This is a genomic window from Xanthomonas cucurbitae (assembly GCF_002939885.1).
In the GTDB taxonomy this organism is placed as follows: Bacteria; Pseudomonadota; Gammaproteobacteria; order Xanthomonadales; family Xanthomonadaceae; genus Xanthomonas; species Xanthomonas cucurbitae.
This window is the reverse complement of sequence record NZ_MDED01000011.1, coordinates 49,801-67,073: the sequence shown is the minus strand read 5'-3', so window position 1 is coordinate 67,073 and position 17,273 is coordinate 49,801. Positions and strand designations below refer to the sequence as shown.

9 protein-coding genes are annotated in these 17,273 nt (G+C 60.4%); 3 read left to right on the top strand and 6 right to left on the bottom strand.

Features of this window, described 5'->3' with window-relative positions; translation table 11 throughout:
* Positions 1 to 9: 9 nt before the first annotated feature.
* Positions 10 to 537: a 2OG-Fe(II) oxygenase gene (locus XcuCFBP2542_RS07890; protein WP_223214331.1), complete on the top strand. Its 528-nt coding sequence runs from the start codon at positions 10 to 12 to the stop codon at positions 535 to 537.
* Here the strand turns inward: XcuCFBP2542_RS07890 and XcuCFBP2542_RS07885 are convergent, their stop codons facing one another.
* From XcuCFBP2542_RS07885 to XcuCFBP2542_RS07870, 4 genes are all read right to left on the bottom strand, one after another.
* Positions 538 to 2,328, bottom strand: coding sequence for a tetratricopeptide repeat-containing sulfotransferase family protein (locus XcuCFBP2542_RS07885; RefSeq protein ID WP_104603051.1), 1,791 nt, complete (start codon positions 2,326 to 2,328; stop codon positions 538 to 540).
* A 588-nt stretch (positions 2,329 to 2,916) separates the two neighbouring features.
* Entirely contained in the window at positions 2,917 to 7,488 is a 4,572-nt protein-coding gene (locus tag XcuCFBP2542_RS07880) for a DUF6531 domain-containing protein (protein ID WP_249027626.1), read from the bottom strand.
* Between the two features lie 384 nt (positions 7,489 to 7,872).
* Positions 7,873 to 10,833 (bottom strand): TonB-dependent receptor domain-containing protein, encoded by a 2,961-nt coding sequence (locus XcuCFBP2542_RS07875; RefSeq protein WP_104603050.1) that lies wholly within the window; start codon positions 10,831 to 10,833, stop codon positions 7,873 to 7,875.
* 338 nt (positions 10,834 to 11,171) lie between these two features.
* A complete protein-coding gene (locus tag XcuCFBP2542_RS07870; RefSeq protein ID WP_104603049.1) occupies positions 11,172 to 11,777 on the bottom strand; it encodes a TetR/AcrR family transcriptional regulator in 606 nt (201 codons plus the stop codon).
* A gap of 136 nt (positions 11,778 to 11,913) precedes the next feature.
* On the opposite strand from XcuCFBP2542_RS07870, the gene XcuCFBP2542_RS07865 reads away from it, so the two are divergent.
* The gene (locus tag XcuCFBP2542_RS07865) at positions 11,914 to 12,828 is read left to right on the top strand and encodes an alpha/beta fold hydrolase (protein ID WP_104603048.1); all 915 of its coding nucleotides are present in this window, start codon (positions 11,914 to 11,916) and stop codon (positions 12,826 to 12,828) included.
* Complete coding sequence (locus tag XcuCFBP2542_RS07860) at positions 12,825 to 15,299, top strand: acyl-CoA dehydrogenase (RefSeq protein WP_104603047.1); 2,475 nt, start codon at positions 12,825 to 12,827, stop codon at positions 15,297 to 15,299. The genes XcuCFBP2542_RS07865 and XcuCFBP2542_RS07860 overlap by 4 nt, the downstream gene beginning before the upstream one ends.
* Before the next feature lie 104 nt (positions 15,300 to 15,403).
* On the opposite strand, the gene XcuCFBP2542_RS07855 is transcribed toward XcuCFBP2542_RS07860, so the two are convergent.
* A complete protein-coding gene (locus XcuCFBP2542_RS07855; protein WP_104603104.1) occupies positions 15,404 to 15,757 on the bottom strand; it encodes a DUF1304 domain-containing protein in 354 nt (117 codons plus the stop codon).
* A 54-nt stretch (positions 15,758 to 15,811) separates the two neighbouring features.
* Complete coding sequence (locus XcuCFBP2542_RS07850; RefSeq protein WP_104603046.1) at positions 15,812 to 17,182, bottom strand: NTP/NDP exchange transporter; 1,371 nt, start codon at positions 17,180 to 17,182, stop codon at positions 15,812 to 15,814.
* Between the last annotated feature and the right edge of the window lie 91 nt (positions 17,183 to 17,273).

Sequence of the window (17,273 nt, the reverse complement as noted above, 5' to 3'; positions counted from 1 at the left end):
GACGACAGCTTGCCGCCGCACCTGTGCGCCAAGCTGATCGATTCCTTCCTGGCACTGGGCCAATTTCACCAACGCAATGGCCGTGGTGTGCGCCCCGGGCTGGACGACAGTGCCTGGACAGAGCTGGATATCTCCAAGCTGTCCGACGCGGCTTTCCTGGATTTTTTCCGTTCGCGGATCAGCCAGCAACTCGCACGCTACAACGCCGACATCGGCCTGGACATCGCGGTCCCCGATAGCCCGCTTCTCAGTCCGTTGATCCTCAAGCGTTACCGCGCCGAAGACAACGAGCGCTTCCAGACGCATTTCGACTCGATCAACAGCGTGTGCGACCGCTATCTGGTCTTCCTGTGGTATCTCAACGATGTCTCCCAAGGGGGAGAAACGTGGTTTCCCGGCCTGAACGTCGGTGTCGAACCGCGCGCGGGGCGGCTATTGATGTTTCCGCCATACTGGATGTACGCCCACCAGGGCAGGCCACCCCACAGCGGGGACAAATACATCCTTTCCACCTATCTGCGTTTTCCGCAACGCTGATCAGGCATAACCGTAACGACGACGCCACGGTGCAAGCAGTTCCAGCGTGCGCGGCGAAAAGTGCTGACGGTAGTTTTTCCACCGCCCTACCGCGCGGTCGTTGATCGGCTCGATCACCTGCGCATAACTGGGCGTATTGATGCGCACCGACCGTGATCGGGCAAGCATCTGGAAGTCGGCCATCGCATCGTCCCAGGCCGACTCCATGAAATGCAGCAGGGAAGCGACCTGCGCCGGCATGTCACGCACCAGATCCTCGTACCGCAGGACGTGAACCTGCGCATCCACCAGGGCTCTGTGCCGCTCCCAGTACGACATCACCTCAACGTAGGTCTCGGCGGAGGACTCCAGCGTTGCGAAGGAAAGCGCGCCCCCGCGCAGACCGAATGCCTGCATGTAGCAGCTCAGCACGCAGTCGCAGGGATCGCGTAGCAGCAGCACATACCTGGCGCGCGGGAACAGCCGGGCGATGTAGGGCACCCGCGTCAGATTGAGCGGGTACTTGTCGACGATGCCTTGCTGCACCGAGACATAGCGGGCGGCAACGTTGAAATAGACACCTCGCGCCGATGCGATCTGGTCGCTGGAAAGAGCTGCCAGCCGTTCGTCCAGCCCGACTTCCGGGACGGCGTCCCACGATGGCAGGGACGCAATCGCCTCTTCGAGCGCCGGCCGCTCATCCAGCACGTCCAGGGCCGGATGCGCATCCAGGATACGCTCCAGCAAGGTGGTCCCGGAGCGCGGAAATCCCACCAGGAACGTCGGATCATCCAGACCATCGTGCGTGGCCAGGGTCCGCCAGCCCTGCGGTGCCGGAGCAACCAGCGCGTCCCCCAGCCAAGCCAACGTGGCCTGGCGCGTTTGATCGGGAAAACGGCGCTGGTACGCCACAACGGCACGGGTGTGCGCCCGCTCCAGCGCAGCCATTGCAGCGTCGAATTGGTTGTCTGCATCGGCATTCTTGGCGCGCTCGAATTCCAGCAGCGCCCCGAGTGCCCCCTCCCCAACCACCGCAAGCCCGGCCTCCAGGCAGGCGTCCGCGGCTGCATGCTGCTTCTGCCGTCGTCGCATTCGCCCCATGGCAAGCGCCGTCATGGGCGTTGTGTCGCCCGCGGCAACCGCCCGATGCTGCAGATAGCCTGCGGCTTCATCCAGACGATTGAGCCGCTCCAGCAACAGCACCAGCTGCATCCGCAGCTCGAGGGTCGCGTCGGTCTCATCCAGCAGGTCCTGATACAGCGCGATGGCACGCGCCTCTTCGCCACAATGGGCCAGCAGCCAGGCAAAGGACTCGCGCTGAGCCCGCGACATGTCGCGCTCGGCGAGATACGCAAGGCATGCGCTGATCTCATCGAAGCGTTCAAGCTCCATCAGGCATTGGGAATACGCCAACGCAACATCGCAGGCATCCGGCTCCCGTCTCCAGGCCTCGCGCAAGCTCTTTTCGGCCTGTTGATACTGCTGCAGATACAGCAACGCCAACCCCCGCCCCAAGTGACAGGCGACCGCATCGCCGCCGCCACGTCGCATCGCCTCGTCAAAGGCAAACAGGGAATTCTGGAAGTCCTCCAACTCGAGCAACAGGTTGCCGGCGTTTATCGGATACGCCGGCTCGTCGGGTTGAAGCAAGGCCAGGTGCCAGTAGGCATGACAAGCATCGCGCAGCGCGTTACCTCCATGCAGTGTCTCCGCGAATCGGACCCACCCGAGGCTATCGGACGGATGCGGCGCGACGCCAGCACGGATCCATGCTTGAATTTTCGCTTGATGCTCGGACGGCGATGTGACCATCGACGGATGATCTCACACACACCGTGCCGCGATCCCAGCCGGCGCGATGTCCCGCCACTGCAACTGACGGTGCCTGTCAAGATTGCTGGTCACCACATCGCTTGTTTCGGTTAACAGCTCTCAATTGAGTGACACACTTCAACCCCCTTCACTTCAAATTGCAGTAGTAAACCCCCTTCACATCCGAAACCCATTCAATTCCGTAAATCCAATGGGATTTATAGGAATGCTCAAGCAAAAGCATCATTCTCCTTTTACAGAACCGATAGCTTAGTGAATAAGGTGATTTCGCAGGCGCAATTTCTACCCAGCCCGACTTCAATGCGACCCTTCTGAACTCAGCCAACGGAGGAAGCTTTCCAGCACTCAAGTAGATATTTTTTGAAAGGCCGCCAGCGATACTGAGCCGGTTGAAGAAATCTATGGGAGCCCCGCCAAAGTTCCGCACAAACGGCTCGATTTCAGACCTTAATTCATGCACTCCTGGCTTTCCATAGGGATCGTGGCTACCAGACCGTCCCTGAGAAAGGTGGACTCCATATAGGATGCAGAAAATTAAGATAAGAACAAATATCGATTTCTCGACGCTCACCATGCCCAGCCCCAGCCATCATTACTGATAACCTCCCCCATCTCACCTCCGCCTCCTGCCGTAGCAGCCCCCTTCGTTATCGAAACGCCCAACCCCGCACCAATTTCCGTAGTAGACCCCGCTCCAGGAGAATAGCCATATGCTCCACCAAATGGTCCATATGCCCCAAAGGTAGCTAACCCGGGACCGGTGAAAAGATTGTTCAACTTGGCGTCACCCGGACGTTCTCCACATTCATTAACCCAGCCCATGCTAGCTGAAACGCCCGCAGATATTGGATGTGGATATATTTTCGCCAATCCTTTACTCATATAGACCCGCCCATTCCGTCCTCGCGAAAAGGAAAGGGTACCAATACCGTAACTAAAAGAAACCTTTACAAAATCTGGCCCTCTGAGGTTAACGCCGTTCTCCCAAAATATCCTGTAACCTCCATTATTAAATGAGCCAATTGACTCAAGCCCCAGTAGATCAAACATTTCGTAAGGACTTGCAGAGACATACGAATAAGTACTCATATCAGACGCTATACCAGTTGGATCGCTCTGTCCATACCGACCAGTAGTCTGATCGTAATCCCGGAAGTGGTTCTGACTCAATCCACTCACCGCATCGTATCGCTGCCCTGGGAAGCGCATATCCAATACCAGCGCCGCACCATCGCCATCAGGATCCTGATTCGGCGCGGTATTGCCGAACGCCTCGCCCTTCAAGCTCCACGTCCACACCGCCACATCGCGGGTTGGGTCGATCACTACGCGCGGGCTACCCAAATGGTCAGGCTCGATATACATCAACTTGGCGCCTGCACTGGTAACACCTACCGGCATATTATCTAGCCATATCACTTGTTGCAGTGGCTTACCCGCATTGTCGTAGTCCCCCATCCAGCGGCCGAAATCGTCATAGAGCGTGTAGGTATTCGCATTACCGAGAAAGCGCCGAACCTGCTCGCCACGGCCGTTGTAACGGTACTCTAGAGCCACCACACCATTTCGCTTGACCTGACTCATCCGCCCAGTGACGTCGTAGACAAATTCGCGTTCAACTCCATTAATCGAGGTAGTATCGCCGACCGCGTTGTAGACACGCTGCACCGCGCCTACACTGGTCAGGCGGTGGCTGCCGGTCTCGTATGCATACGCAACTGTGCCGGCTGCTGACTTGCTGCTCTGTCGATTGCCCGTTTTGTCGTAGGTGTAGCCATCGAGTACAGTACCGGTCAAGCCATCCTTGAATTCGGTCAATCGGCCAAGCGAGTCATAGCCCAGCACGACATCCGTGACGGTGCCGCCTGCCGGGGTCAGCTTGGAAAGATTGCCCACCGGATCGAAGCCAAAGCCGACATCCAGCCCCCCGGCGCTCGTGTCTTGAACCGCCTTTGGACGGTAATCTTGATCGTAAGTACGCGTCAGTACACGCCCATTGCCATAATTCCAGCCAGAAACCGGACCCAACGGAAGATAGCTGGCGTTCTTCAAGAGGATCTGGCGTGCGCCCGTGATAGGGGTATAACCCACCTCGATGGCCTGGCCCAGCCCATTGCGAACGTAGTCCACCGTTGCTCCATCCGGGTAGATCACACTCGCCAGACGGCCGCCTATGGTGTAGCCATAGCGCAACGTGAAGACTTTTCCGTTGGTGGTTTGCTGCTTACGCACTACGTCGCCGAAACTGTTGTAGCAATACTCAGTCGTCCCGCTGCTGTCTTTGATGGATGCCAAACGGCCATTCGCAAACGTCTCCCCCGCTTGGCAGCTGACAGCCGCGGCGTCGTAGCTATAAAGAACATTGAAAGTGCTTGTGGGATAACTCAGCTTGGTCAACCGCCCCACCGCGTCATAACTCGAACTGATCTTGACTCCACGGGCAGTCGCTTCAAGTGTGCGGTTGCCTGCCGCATCGTAGCTATATGTGGTAACGCCTGTATCAGGGCTAGTCAACTTGCCGAGGTCGCCAAGGCTGTTGTAGTCGTAACGCGTGACCAGACTCTTAGGATCGATCACGGCGGTGACGCGATCCAGCGCATCCAGTTGCTGCGTTGTTTCCACAGCCAGGCCGCCGACGTCTTGAAGAGTCCGTACCACACGACGTAGTGGATCAGAATTCAATTGCGTCTTGCGGCCCAATGCATCAGCCACCAAGTTGAGATCACCGTTTAGGTCGTACGAAAAATCGGTTGGGTTGGCAGACGCATCTGCTTGGGTCTGCAATTGACCAAGCTTGTTGTAAACACGCGTTAGAGTTTTCTTGACAGTTCCAGATGGATCCTTGACATCTTCCTTCAACCGATTCCCAGCCACATCAAGGACATAATGGACGTTATTGCCTGCACCGTCAGTGATATCTGTCAAACGGTGTGCCGAATCATATCCATACGTCACCGTGAGGCCATCAGGCTCTATCACCTGCTTTACGTTTCCGGTCTCATCATAATTGATGGTCGTTGCGCGATCCTGGGCAGACGCAGCGCCGTTTGCAGCGAACCTGGTAATTTTCGAAGTCAGCCATCCGCGCGGCGCGTAGCTGAAGTCAGTCGCGACCCCATTCGAATCAACGACTCGTGCAGGCCTGCCATTGACGTCGTAGGAGGCATATGTAGTGACTTGCCCTACCGCACCTGTGGTCTGGAAAATATCGCCAGCGCGATGACATTGCCCCCCTGCCGTACCACACCCGGATTCGTCGCTGGAGGTGAAATAACGGTAGGACCTAACATCGCTAACGTCTGTCCGGGGGCCATCTACCGAGACAATCAAGCCAACCTGTGGACAATTGACTGCGTCGACTTTTTCGCAATAACTTATGCGCCACTGGCGGACGCCTTCCGGCGCATCTGTGGAACTTCCGCATGCATACGCATCAGCCGCCGCCACGGCAGTATTAATCTCGCATCTAGCTATCTGCAGTCCACTACTATTGTAAGCCCATTTCGATTTCGCCTTGGCAACATTATTTGCATCGAGAACGGTTCGTTCAATAGGCTGGCGGATAGCAGTATTCCAGACAGTATTGGTAGTTCTCTGCTGTGTAGAGCCTACTGCATCGACCTGTTGTTGAAGCAAGCCGTTGACATCGAAGCTGGTCTGCGTCTTGTTGCCCAGGAAGTCAGTCATGGATGCGACGTAACCGTTTGCATCGTATGTGATAGCCCTGTAAGGCTGGTTGCACTGTGTGCCGCAAGGCAAACCAGAGCTTGCAAAGCGGATAGCACCGGTCGCAGCATCCACAAAACTGAAATAACTGCGTACCCCTAACGGGCCAGCCACGGACGCATTCACTATTCCATTAGTGGAATACGCGTCGTAATCGATCCTTGTTGTGTCAACTCCCCCTGCAAAGGATGCAGACGTCGCTCTCCGCCCCCCAGACTGATATGTGATCGTCTCATAACGCCCCCCTTTTTCATCAATCACCCCAGTCATCACACCAGGAAGGTTATTACCCCAAGTAAAATCACTCTCATTATAGAGATAGCCAATGGAGTTTCCATCGGGATATTTTACCGATGCCAGGTAGCCATTCGTGCCGTATGAATAGACAACCCTCCCCTTATCAGGGAGTGTCACTCCAACCAACCTTGATGCACCATCGTAATCAAAGTCGATTTTCCGGCCATTTCTATCGGCAGCGCTCAAGAGGAGTCCCCCTCCCACACCTGCGGCATCGGGAACGCTATAGGTCAGCAGATAGATTCTCTGGCCCGATCTATCGTAGACCTCCTGCAAAACACCCTTTGCATTATAAATTTCTGTCTGCTGAGTTGCTGAGATCGCGAGTGCGAAGCCCGCCCCGTCCGGACGCTCGACAAGCGTCTCTGCGTAATCAGAGCTAGCTTTCCATACACTATTAGTCAGCAGGAACGTCACCGAACTTCCATCTGGACGGTACGCGTTGATCGCTTGGGTGTCAGTCATCGCACTTGTAGAGCGTTGAATTTCCAGACTTCGATCAAAAAAATGGCGCCATTGCTTACCCATTGAGGTGGAAGTCACCGACGACGCGCTATTGTAAAATCGCCGAAACACAAGACCAGCAGAATTATCGTAGTCCGTATCTTGACGATAAAAGTTTCCTGTCGCTACATTGATGGGATCACCCTCAAACACCGAGCCGGATTTATTCGCTGCAGCCGCACTATCTCGGCTGCCACGGGGACCGGTGCCATCCTTGCTGCCGCCAATACCGCCACTACAAGACATACTGCAGCCGCCAAGATTCTTCCTTGGCGAGCCTACCGTGTATTTTGTTGCCTCGACAAAGTAACCCAATCCAGTTGGGTCATTCGGCCACATGACAAATGCGCCAGTCGTTGCGGAATTATATTTAACGACTGGCCAAGACGAACAGCCCTGCGGCTTTGATATGCAGCCCTTGGTCATCTGACCAATAATCCAATCTACACCAGCGCCTGCGGATTCGAAGGTGGGATTTCCGTAAATGGTATTAAGAGTGTACGGAGGCCCGTAATAAGATGCCGCATTAGCCTCCAATGCCGCCATGAACAGCAAGCCGACTGACGCGCAAAGAGTAAAGTAACGAGCTAATGTGCGAGATACAGCATCCATATCACCATCCCTATGATATAAAAAGTCAAAATTTTGAAACCACTTAAATCACTGCAGATAAAGATCAAGATTCCGATACTGCTGCGGATTTAAGCTTGGCAACTCCTTTGGCGCCAACCAAGATTACTTGGCTGCTCGCCATATAGAGAACCCCTTTTAACCCACAAATGTTGCTGATTTTTGTCATGCCATGTCACGGTGGATTTGCGCCTGGCTGACCCGTCCGCGATTGACCGTTGGGGCCCTGCTCTATCGGCATCGCAGGGCCTGTCGATGCCGTACACCCGGGGGACGGCGCGCGGGGCTCGCGGCATTACCCACCGCACAAACAACTACGCCCCCATGCGGGGGCGTAGCTGCACTCAAACGCTAAACTGCGCGCTATCAGAAACGCTGGGTGTAGCGCATGTACAGGAAACGACCAATGTCGAACCCACCGAAGTAGGAGACGTTGGCGCTCGGCTGGCTGTACAGGGTCGGACCGACGCGGTCGAACACGTTGTTGGCACCAGCGGCGATGGTCGCATTCCACGGCGCATTCCAACGCACCTGGACGTCGTTGAAGATGGTCGCGCCACGCTCGTTGGTCGGGTTGCCGACCGAAACGCCCTGGTTGTTCGGGGCGCGGTAGTTCGGATCGCTGCACTCGTCCGGGAACAGCGACGCGCTGAGGCAGCTTTCCTTCAGACCGGAGAAATAACGCACCGTCCAGCTGGCACCGAAATCGCCCTTATCCCAATTCAAGGCAACATTGGAACGAATGCGGAAGTGCGTACCGGTGGTGGTCCCTGCCCAGCCCACGCCTGTGAACGGGTTCGGGTCGGTGACGCGGTTGCGAGTGGTCACCAACTCGTCGCGGCTGGTGTAGGTGGTGGTCCACTTGACGCCGAAGGTGCCGATCGTGTCGGTCGCCAAGCGGTAGCCCAGGTCCAGATCGTAGCCCTCCACCTCACGATAACCGGCGTTGATCGAGGTCCGGTTCAAGGTATTGACGATGCCGCTGACGGGGTCACGCGTGAACGCATTGCAGCGCTCGGCGATGCCGTTGAGGTAGCAGTCGTTGAGGATCAGGTTCGCAGTGTCGCCGATGATGGTGTTTTCGACGCGGATCTGCCACCAGTCGAGCGAGACGTTCAGACCGCTCACGAAGCCCGGGCTCCACACGAAGCCCAAGGTCTTGGAGGTGGAGGTTTCCGGAACCAGCTGGGAGTTGGAGCCCGACACGAACGGCACCGGCGTCTGCGACGAGGCGGCCGTGGTCGGCACGAAGCCCTGCGCCTGCTGCCGGAACGTGGCCGCGCTGACCGGCAGTGCGGCCGCGCAACGCGCGCGAACTGCCGCGCTGGTACGAGAAGCACCGAACTGGACGTCGCAGGGATCGGTGTACGAATCGAACGTCTGCGAACCACCGCTGAAGAGATCGGAGATGGTCGGTGCGCGGAAGCCCTCGGCCCAGGTACCACGGACCAGCAGCGAATCGATCGGCTTCCACTTGAAGCCGAATTTGCTGTTCACAGTGTCGCCGAAGGTGTTGTAGTCGGAGTAGCGCGACGCCAGGCTCAGGCTCAATTCGCGAGCGAACGGCAGGTCGGCCAGCAGCGGTACGTTGAACTCGGCATAGACTTCTTCCACCTTGTAGCTGCCGCCGGTGGGGAAGTTGGCCAGGCCAGAGGTATTGCCCGACTGTGCCAGCGCATCGGGGCTGAATTCGCCCTCTTCCTTACGCTGCTCGGCACCCACGGCGAATCCGAGATCGCCGGCAGGCAGGGAGAACAGGCTGCCCGCCAGGTTGGCGGTGACCACCTTGGTCTTGGTGTTGGCGGTTGCGTGCGTGGTCGGGATCAGGAAATCCTGCAGCGCCTGGTTGCCGGTGAAGGCGCCCGGACCGGTGAGACCAGCGGCGATGAACGGGTTGAATGGCACGCACTGCGCCAGCGGCACCGGGGCGGCGGCGGAACCACACTGGGCAACGCCCGATCCGTTGATGAACGACGGACCCACGGCTGCACGCAAGGAGGTGAGGTTGAGATCGCCGTAGCCGCTCTGCACCAGCTTGTTGTTGTTGTAGAGATAGCCCACATCCCAGTCGAAGATACGCTCGCCAACGTTGAACGAACCGTCGAAGGTACCCGAGAAGCGATAGGTGGTCAGGTCCGCACGCGTGGTGCGCGGCACTTCGGTCGTGCGACGCCACCAGTTGGGGATTTCACGTTCGAGCGGGTTGAACGCGCTATCGACCGAAATCGGCGAACCAAACGCCAGCGCCTGGTACGGATAACCTGCGATCTGGCGTTCCGAATCGCGGTTGCTGTACAGCACGTTGGTGCGGAAACGCACGTTTTCGGTCACATCGTACGAGCCATCCACGAACAGCGAGCGACGCTCCTGCGGCGTACGCAGGTCGGTCCAGCGGTTGGTGTTGGTCTTGTCCTGGGTAACGGTCTGGTCGGTGTTCTGGGCGCGGTAGTCGGCCGGGTTGTTCGGGTTTCCACCATCGCGCACCAGCACGCGGACTTCACGATTCGGATTGGTTGCCGAGGCGGCCGGGTAACGCACATTGGGAAGCGCGTCGCCCGGGCGGCTCACGAATCCACCGAACTCACCCACGGCGGTCCAGGCGAAATCCGGGTGATTGGCCGAACGCGGGAATTCCGAATACGGACGATCCGATGCCGCAACCTTGTTTTCCTTGGCGTACTCGACGCCAACAGTCAGCGTTCCACGCTCACCGGTCACACCCATCACGAAGTCGGCGTTGGTGGTCTCGCCGTCGCCCTGCGAGTACTGACCGTAATACACATTGCCGGTCGCGCCGTCGAAGTTGGTACGGGTGATGATGTTGATGACGCCGGCGATCGCGTCGGAACCGTAGATCGAGGAAGCACCGTCCTTCAGCACTTCGATACGATCGATCGACGACACCGGGACGGTGGAGATGTCCTGCAGGCCATCGGTGGTGATGCCCAGGCGCTTGCCGTTAACCAGGACCAGGGTACGCGCGGCCCCAAGGTCACGCAGGCTGATATAGGTCCCGCCAACCGCTTCGCCGGAGGACAGCGGCGAGGCGCGGCTGATCGGCGGCGTGCCGACGGCGCTGATGTTCTGCAGGATGTCGGCGACCGACGAGAAACCCTGCTTCTCGATGTCGGCGCGGCTGACCGTCAGGATCGGCTGGGCCGTTTCGGTGTCCACCTGGCGGATGCGCGAACCGGTGACTTCGATGCGATCGAGGTTGGTCGCGCCCGCGTCCTGGGCAACCGCCGTCGAAGGCAGTGCCGAGGCGGCGGCGCCGACCGCGATGGCGAACGAAATCGCGTCGCGCAGCTTGCTGGTTTTGTACATCATTGAGCTCTCTCTCCAAGATCTTGGTAATGGCGTGAAGAACAACCGTTCGCGGGATCGAAGGGCGAGCCCAATACGAAGGTTCAGCCGATAGTAGCCATCATGATGGAGAAATTAAAGATGCGTTAACAAAAAATTGTTATCTCGTGAATTTCAGCCGGGATTCAGCATCGACCTTCGTTTTTCGGTCACTAAAGTCGCGGCACTGTTGGCCGTTAATGCTGTGTTGGTCTGCCCGACAAGCGCCGGCACTCCTTCCTCAGGAGGCGGGGCCTGATATCGCCCGTCAGGCCGGCAACAGTGGCCGATGGCGATCTGCGCACATCGCCCGGCGGCCTGGATCACGCTGGAATCAGCGTCTGGATCACGTGTTCCACGTAGGCCTCAAACTCCTCGCGCGCCTGCCGGGGTTGCTGCAGTTGCAGCGATAGCTGCAGGAAACCGACATAGGCCGCATACGCTAGACGCGCGCGGTGCTGGGCGTCGGTGCGCGACAAGCCGGCCTGTCGAAACGAGGCGATCAGATAGTCCAGACGACGCTGCGAAACACGGTCGATGACCGGGCGCACGGCCGGGTGGTCGAGCGCCTTGAGCAGTTCGCTGTAGATGACGTGCGGGGTCACCTCGTGCGCCACCAGCTGGAACAGCGCGCGCAGGCGGGCACTGGGATCGGGCACGTCTTCCAGGCTGCCGAACACTTCTTTCTGCTCGAAGATTTCCCAGCGCTCTAGCGCCGCCTGCAGCAACGCGTCGCGCGAGGGGAAGTGCCAATAGAAGCTGCCCTTGGTGACTCCCAGGCGACGCGCAAGTGGCTCCACGGCCACCGCACCCACGCCCTGCTCTGCGATCAGATCCAGGGCCGCCTGTGCCCAATCGTCAGCACTGAGGCGATTGCCGCGGCCGGAACTGCGGGGCGTGGTGGAGCTGGAGTCGATGGTGTCGTTCATCCGACGATTTAACCATACGCTTGAGTCAGTTGCAGTATGCGTCACATATCTGGCACCCACCCGACACCATTCAACGGTTTAACCATCCATACCAGGCAGTATTGACAGCCACCAAGCCGCGTCCATACCATTAAGTATGGTTAGCTCATTTCATGCTCAAGCCGCAGCCGTCTCCAGCGTCCCCGCTGGCGATGCGCTGCTTGCGGTATCGGTGCGCGGTGCGGCGCAGGCGCCGACGGTGGTGCTCGCGCATGGCTTCGGACAGACGCGACATGCCTGGGAAGCGACGGCCACCGCCCTGGCGGCGGCCGGTTACCGGGCGCTTTGCTACGACGCACGCGGGCATGGTGAGTCGAGCGCCAATCCGGCAGACACGCCTTATTCCCGCACCCAGTTCACCGACGACCTGATCGTGCTGGCCGGCAACCAGGCCGAGCCACCGGTGCTGGTGGCCGCATCGATGGGCGGATTGTTCGGGCTGATGGCCGAAGCGCGTTGGCCGGGACTGTTCCGCGCCATCGTGCTGGTCGACATCACGCCGCGTTGGGACAGCACCGGGGCCGAGCGCATCCTGCGTTTCATGACCGCCCATCCCGATGGCTTCGCTTCACTGGATGCCGCCGCCGATGCAATCGCGCTCTACCTGCCGCAGCGTCCGCGCAAGACCGAAGATCAATTGCAGGCGCTGCTGCGGCAACGCGCAGATGGCCGCTGGCGTTGGCATTGGGATGCACGCTTGATAGGTGAGCTGGCCGGCACGCAGTCGCAGCAGCAGGACACTGTGCTGGACGCCGCCGCGCAGGTGCGTTGCCCGATGCTGTTGATCAGTGGCGGCCGCAGCGATCTGGTCACGCCGGCCACGATCAGCGAGTTCCTGTCGATCGCCCCGCACGCTCAGCATGTGCAGCTTCCCGAGGCCACGCACATGCTGGCCGGCGACGACAACACCACGTTTACCGCCACCGTGTTGCATTATCTGGACGCACTGCCCCCGGTTGGCACCATCGCAGCGTCCAACATCACCGAGCATGTCACTGGAGCAAGACCATGAGCATCGTTGCACCATTCCTCCTCGTCATCCTGGCGGCGGGCATCGCGGCCTATCACCGCATGCGCCTGGCCACCTGGGTTGCGATCAGCGCCTGCGTGCTGGTGGCGTGCTGGCTGCTGGAAGCCAACCTGACCGCCACCATCATCGCTGCGGTCCTGGTCGTGCTGGTGGCTGCGCCGGTGCTGTTGCCGTTCCTGCGCAAGCCGTTGTTGACCACACCGCTAATGGCGTTCTTCCGCAAGGTGCTGCCGCCGCTGTCGCAGACCGAGCGCATTGCGCTGGAAACCGGTTCGGTGGGATTCGAAGGCGAGCTGTTCACCGGTGACCCGGATTGGCAGAAGCTGCTCAACTATCCCAAGCCGCAGTTGACCGCCGAAGAGCAGGCCTTCCTGGACGGTCCGGTGGAAGAGCTGTGCAAGATGGTCAACGACTGGGAAATCACCCACGTCTACGCCGACCTGCCGCCGGAGCTGTGGGACTTCATCAAGAAGAACAAGTTCTTCGGCATGATTATTCCCAAGCAGTATGGCGGCCTGGGCTTCAGCGCGCTGGCGCACCACAAGGTGATCCAGAAGCTGTCTTCGATCTCCAGCGTGGTCAGCTCCACCGTAGGCGTACCGAACTCGCTTGGCCCAGGTGAGCTGCTGCTGCACTACGGCACTCCCGAGCAGAAGGACTATTACCTGCCGCGTCTGGCCGTGGGTGCGGAAGTACCGTGCTTTGGCCTGACCGGCCCGTTTGCCGGTTCCGATGCCACCTCGATCCCGGACTACGGCATCGTCTGCAAGGGCGAGTGGAACGGCGCCAACGTGCTCGGCGTCAAGCTCACCTTCGACAAGCGCTACATCACCCTGGCCCCGGTGGCCTCGCTGATCGGTCTGGCGTTCCGCGCCTACGATCCGGAAGGCCTGATCGGCGACAAGAAGGACATCGGCATTACCCTGGCCCTGCTGCCGCGCGAAACGCCCGGCGTGGAAATCGGTCGTCGCCACTTCCCGTTGAACTCGCCGTTCCAGAACGGCCCGATCCATGGCGAAGAAGTGTTCATCCCGCTCAGCCAGTTGATCGGCGGCGTGGAGATGGTGGGCAAGGGCTGGAACATGCTCAACGAGTGCCTGGCCGTGGGCCGTTCGATCACCCTGCCCTCCACTGCCAGTGGCGGTGGCAAGGCGGCGGCCGTGGTCACCGGCGCATATGCACGCATCCGCAAGCAGTTCGGCCTGTCGATCGGCCGTTTCGAGGGCGTGGAAGAAGCGCTGGCGCGCATCGGTGGCAAGGCGTACGCGATCAGCGCGCTGGCGCAGGCCACGGCGGCGGCGGTGGACCGCGGCGACGTGCCGTCGGTGCCGTCGGCGATCGCCAAGTACCACTGCACCACCATGGGCCGCGAAGTGGTCAGCGACATGATGGATGTGATCGGCGGCAAGGGCATCATCCTGGGGCCGCGCAACTTCGCCGGCCGCGCCTGGCAGGCCGCGCCGATCGGCGTGACCGTGGAAGGCGCCAACATCATGACCCGCAGCCTGCTGATCTTCGGCCAGGGCGCCATCCTGTGCCATCCGTGGGTGATGAAGGAAATGCAGGCGGCGCAGGATCCGGACACGCGTCGCGGCCTGGAAGCGTTCGACCAGAGCCTGTTCGGGCACATCCGTTTCGGTATCTCCAATGCCGTGCGTTCGTTCTGGTTCGGCTTGACCGGTGCACGCATTGGCGCAGCGCCGGGCGATGCCTACACCCGCCGCTTCTTCCGCAAGCTGGACCGTTACTCGGCCAACCTGGCGTTGATGGCCGACGTGTCGATGCTGATGCTGGGCGGCAAGTTGAAGTTCAAGGAGTCGTTGTCGGGGCGTCTGGGCGATGTACTGAGCCACATCTACATGACCAGCGCGATGCTCAAGCGCTACCACGACGACGGCGCACCGGCCACCGACCAGCCCCTGCTGGCCTGGGCCTTCCACGACAGCGTGCACAAGATCGAAACCGCGTTATCGGCCGCGCTACGCAACTTCCCGATCCGCCCGGTGGGCTGGCTGATGTGGGTGCTGATCTTCCCGTTGGGCCGCCGTGCCGAAGCGCCGGGCGATCGTCTGGGCCACCGCGTGGCATCGTTGCTGATGACCCCGAACGAGGCACGCGACCGCCTGGCACAAGGCGTGTTCCTGACGCCCTGCGCCAACAACCCGGGCGGCCGCATCGCCAGCTACCTGACCAAGGCCGTGATGGCCGAGCCGGTGGAGCGCAAGTTCCTCAAGGCGCTCAAGACCAAGGGCATCGAGGCACTGGACTTCGCTGCGCAGTTGGACGAAGCGGTCGCCGAAGGCGTGCTGACCCTGGAAGAGCGCAAGCTGCTGGAAGAGCTGCGCGCGATCATGATGGACACCATTACCGTGGACGACTTCGATCCGCATGAGTTGCGTGCGGCCAGCTTCTACGACAAGCCGCAGGCACGGCAGCCGCGCGAAGCGGCGTAAGACGCAGGTCGATCTGGTGAGCGATGACGGCGGGCTTCTAGCCCGCCGTTTTCTTTGCGGGCAAGCGCGCGCCTACAAGAAGCCACCCGCTACCGCCAGACGTCTCAGCGCGACAGCCACACCAGTGCCAGTGCGATCAATGCAGGCAGGGCCTGTACGAAGAAGATGCGGCGGTTGACGCTATAGGCGCCATAGGCGCCGGCAACCACCACGCAGCCCAGGAAGAAGCTCAGCACGTCCGCACGGTCGGCCAGTGCACCCCAGAACAGACCAGCGGCCAGAAAGCCGTTGTAGAGGCCCTGGTTGGCTGCCAGCACGCGCGTGGCCTGCGCCTTCTCCGGCGTGTTGCGGAAGGTCTTCAAGCCCAATGGATGCGTCCACAGCACCATCTCCAGCGCCAGGATGGCCACATGCAACAGGGCAACCAGCACGCCAGCGATGATCGCAAACAGGGACATGGCGAAAATCTGCAAGGGAGGTGACAGGCAGCATACCCGCAACCGCGCAAGCGATCAGCCCTGCGGCCTGGACGCCTGCCGGTTCTGGTCGGTCGCGCGTTCGGCAGGCAGCTTGCGCGCCTCACGCAACAGGCCGAACGCACCGACGGTCATCCCCGCAGCCGCCAGCAACCCGACGCCGAACACCGCGCTGGACCCCAGGGCCGACACCAGCTTGTGGATCCACACAAAGCTCAGGTCACCGCCGCGGTAGACCACCGTATCGATCGCCGCGCCGGCCTTGTAGCGCCACTGCCGATTGACTCGCGTGTACAGCGTCTCGCGTGCCGGCTTGGCCAGTGCGAACTCGCTGGAGCGCGTCATCACCTGCACGATCGCGAGCATCATCGGCAGCGGTGAGGCCGTCAGCACGGCGTAGCCCAGGGTGATGGCCACACCCGGAATCAGCAACGCCGGCGCGATGCCGAAGCGCGACAGCAGCGCGCGTGTCACCAGCAACTGCAGCACCAGCGTCAGTGCGTTGACCGCCAGATCGATGCTGGCGTAATACGCCGTGCTGGCCGCCGCATCCGTATACAGCCGCCGGACCAACGCAGCCTGCTCGTTATAGAGCAAGGTGCCGACGCCCACGCCGAACAGGGTCATCAGCGCCAGCCAGCGCAGCAGTGGTTCGCGCACGATCAGCTTGAGCCCGCCAAAGACATCGCCGCCCATCGACACTTCGCCGGAATCCAACCCGAACTGCTGCTCGCGCGCCACCGCCCACAGCCGCAACCGCAACACGCACACCACGCACACCGTCAGGAACCCGGCGGACACCAGCATCAGGTGGGCGATGCCGATCCGCTCCACCAGCGTGCGGGTGAGGATCGGCCCGAGAAACGCGCCCAGCGTGCCGGCCGCACCGATGTAGCCGTAGTAGTTGCGCGCCTCGGCATTGCTGAAGACATCGGCCATGAAGCTCCAGAACACCGCCACCGCGAACAGGTTGAACACCGTCACCCACAGAAAGAACGCCATGCCGCGCCCAGGCATGCCGCTGTCGAACAGCACATAGAACAACAGCAGGGTCGCGATGAAGCAGCCATACACCGTCGGCAGGAAGACACGCCGTGGGTAGCGACTGACCAGCGCACCGTATAGCGGTTGCGTCACCACCATGATGAGGAAGGCGCAGGTAAACAGCACCTGCAAGGTGAAGTCCTTGAGCGGCAGGCCGTGTGTGGCGAAGAAGGCGATCATGCCGGCCGGAAACAGCGCTTCCACATCGGCCGACGCGCCCATCGCCTCGCGCACCGGGCGCAGCACGTAGTACCCGCTGAGCAGGCAGAAGAAGTACAGGAACGACCATGCCAGCGGCGGCGAACCGCGCAACGCGCGCGCCAACCGGCCGAGCGCCGAACGCGGTGCGGGCAAACCGCTCATGGCGTCAATGATGTCCGCACGGACGAGCCCGACAGCAGGAGCATGGCAACGGCGACATCTGACCAGGGAGCGCGCACGTTAGCCGATGCAG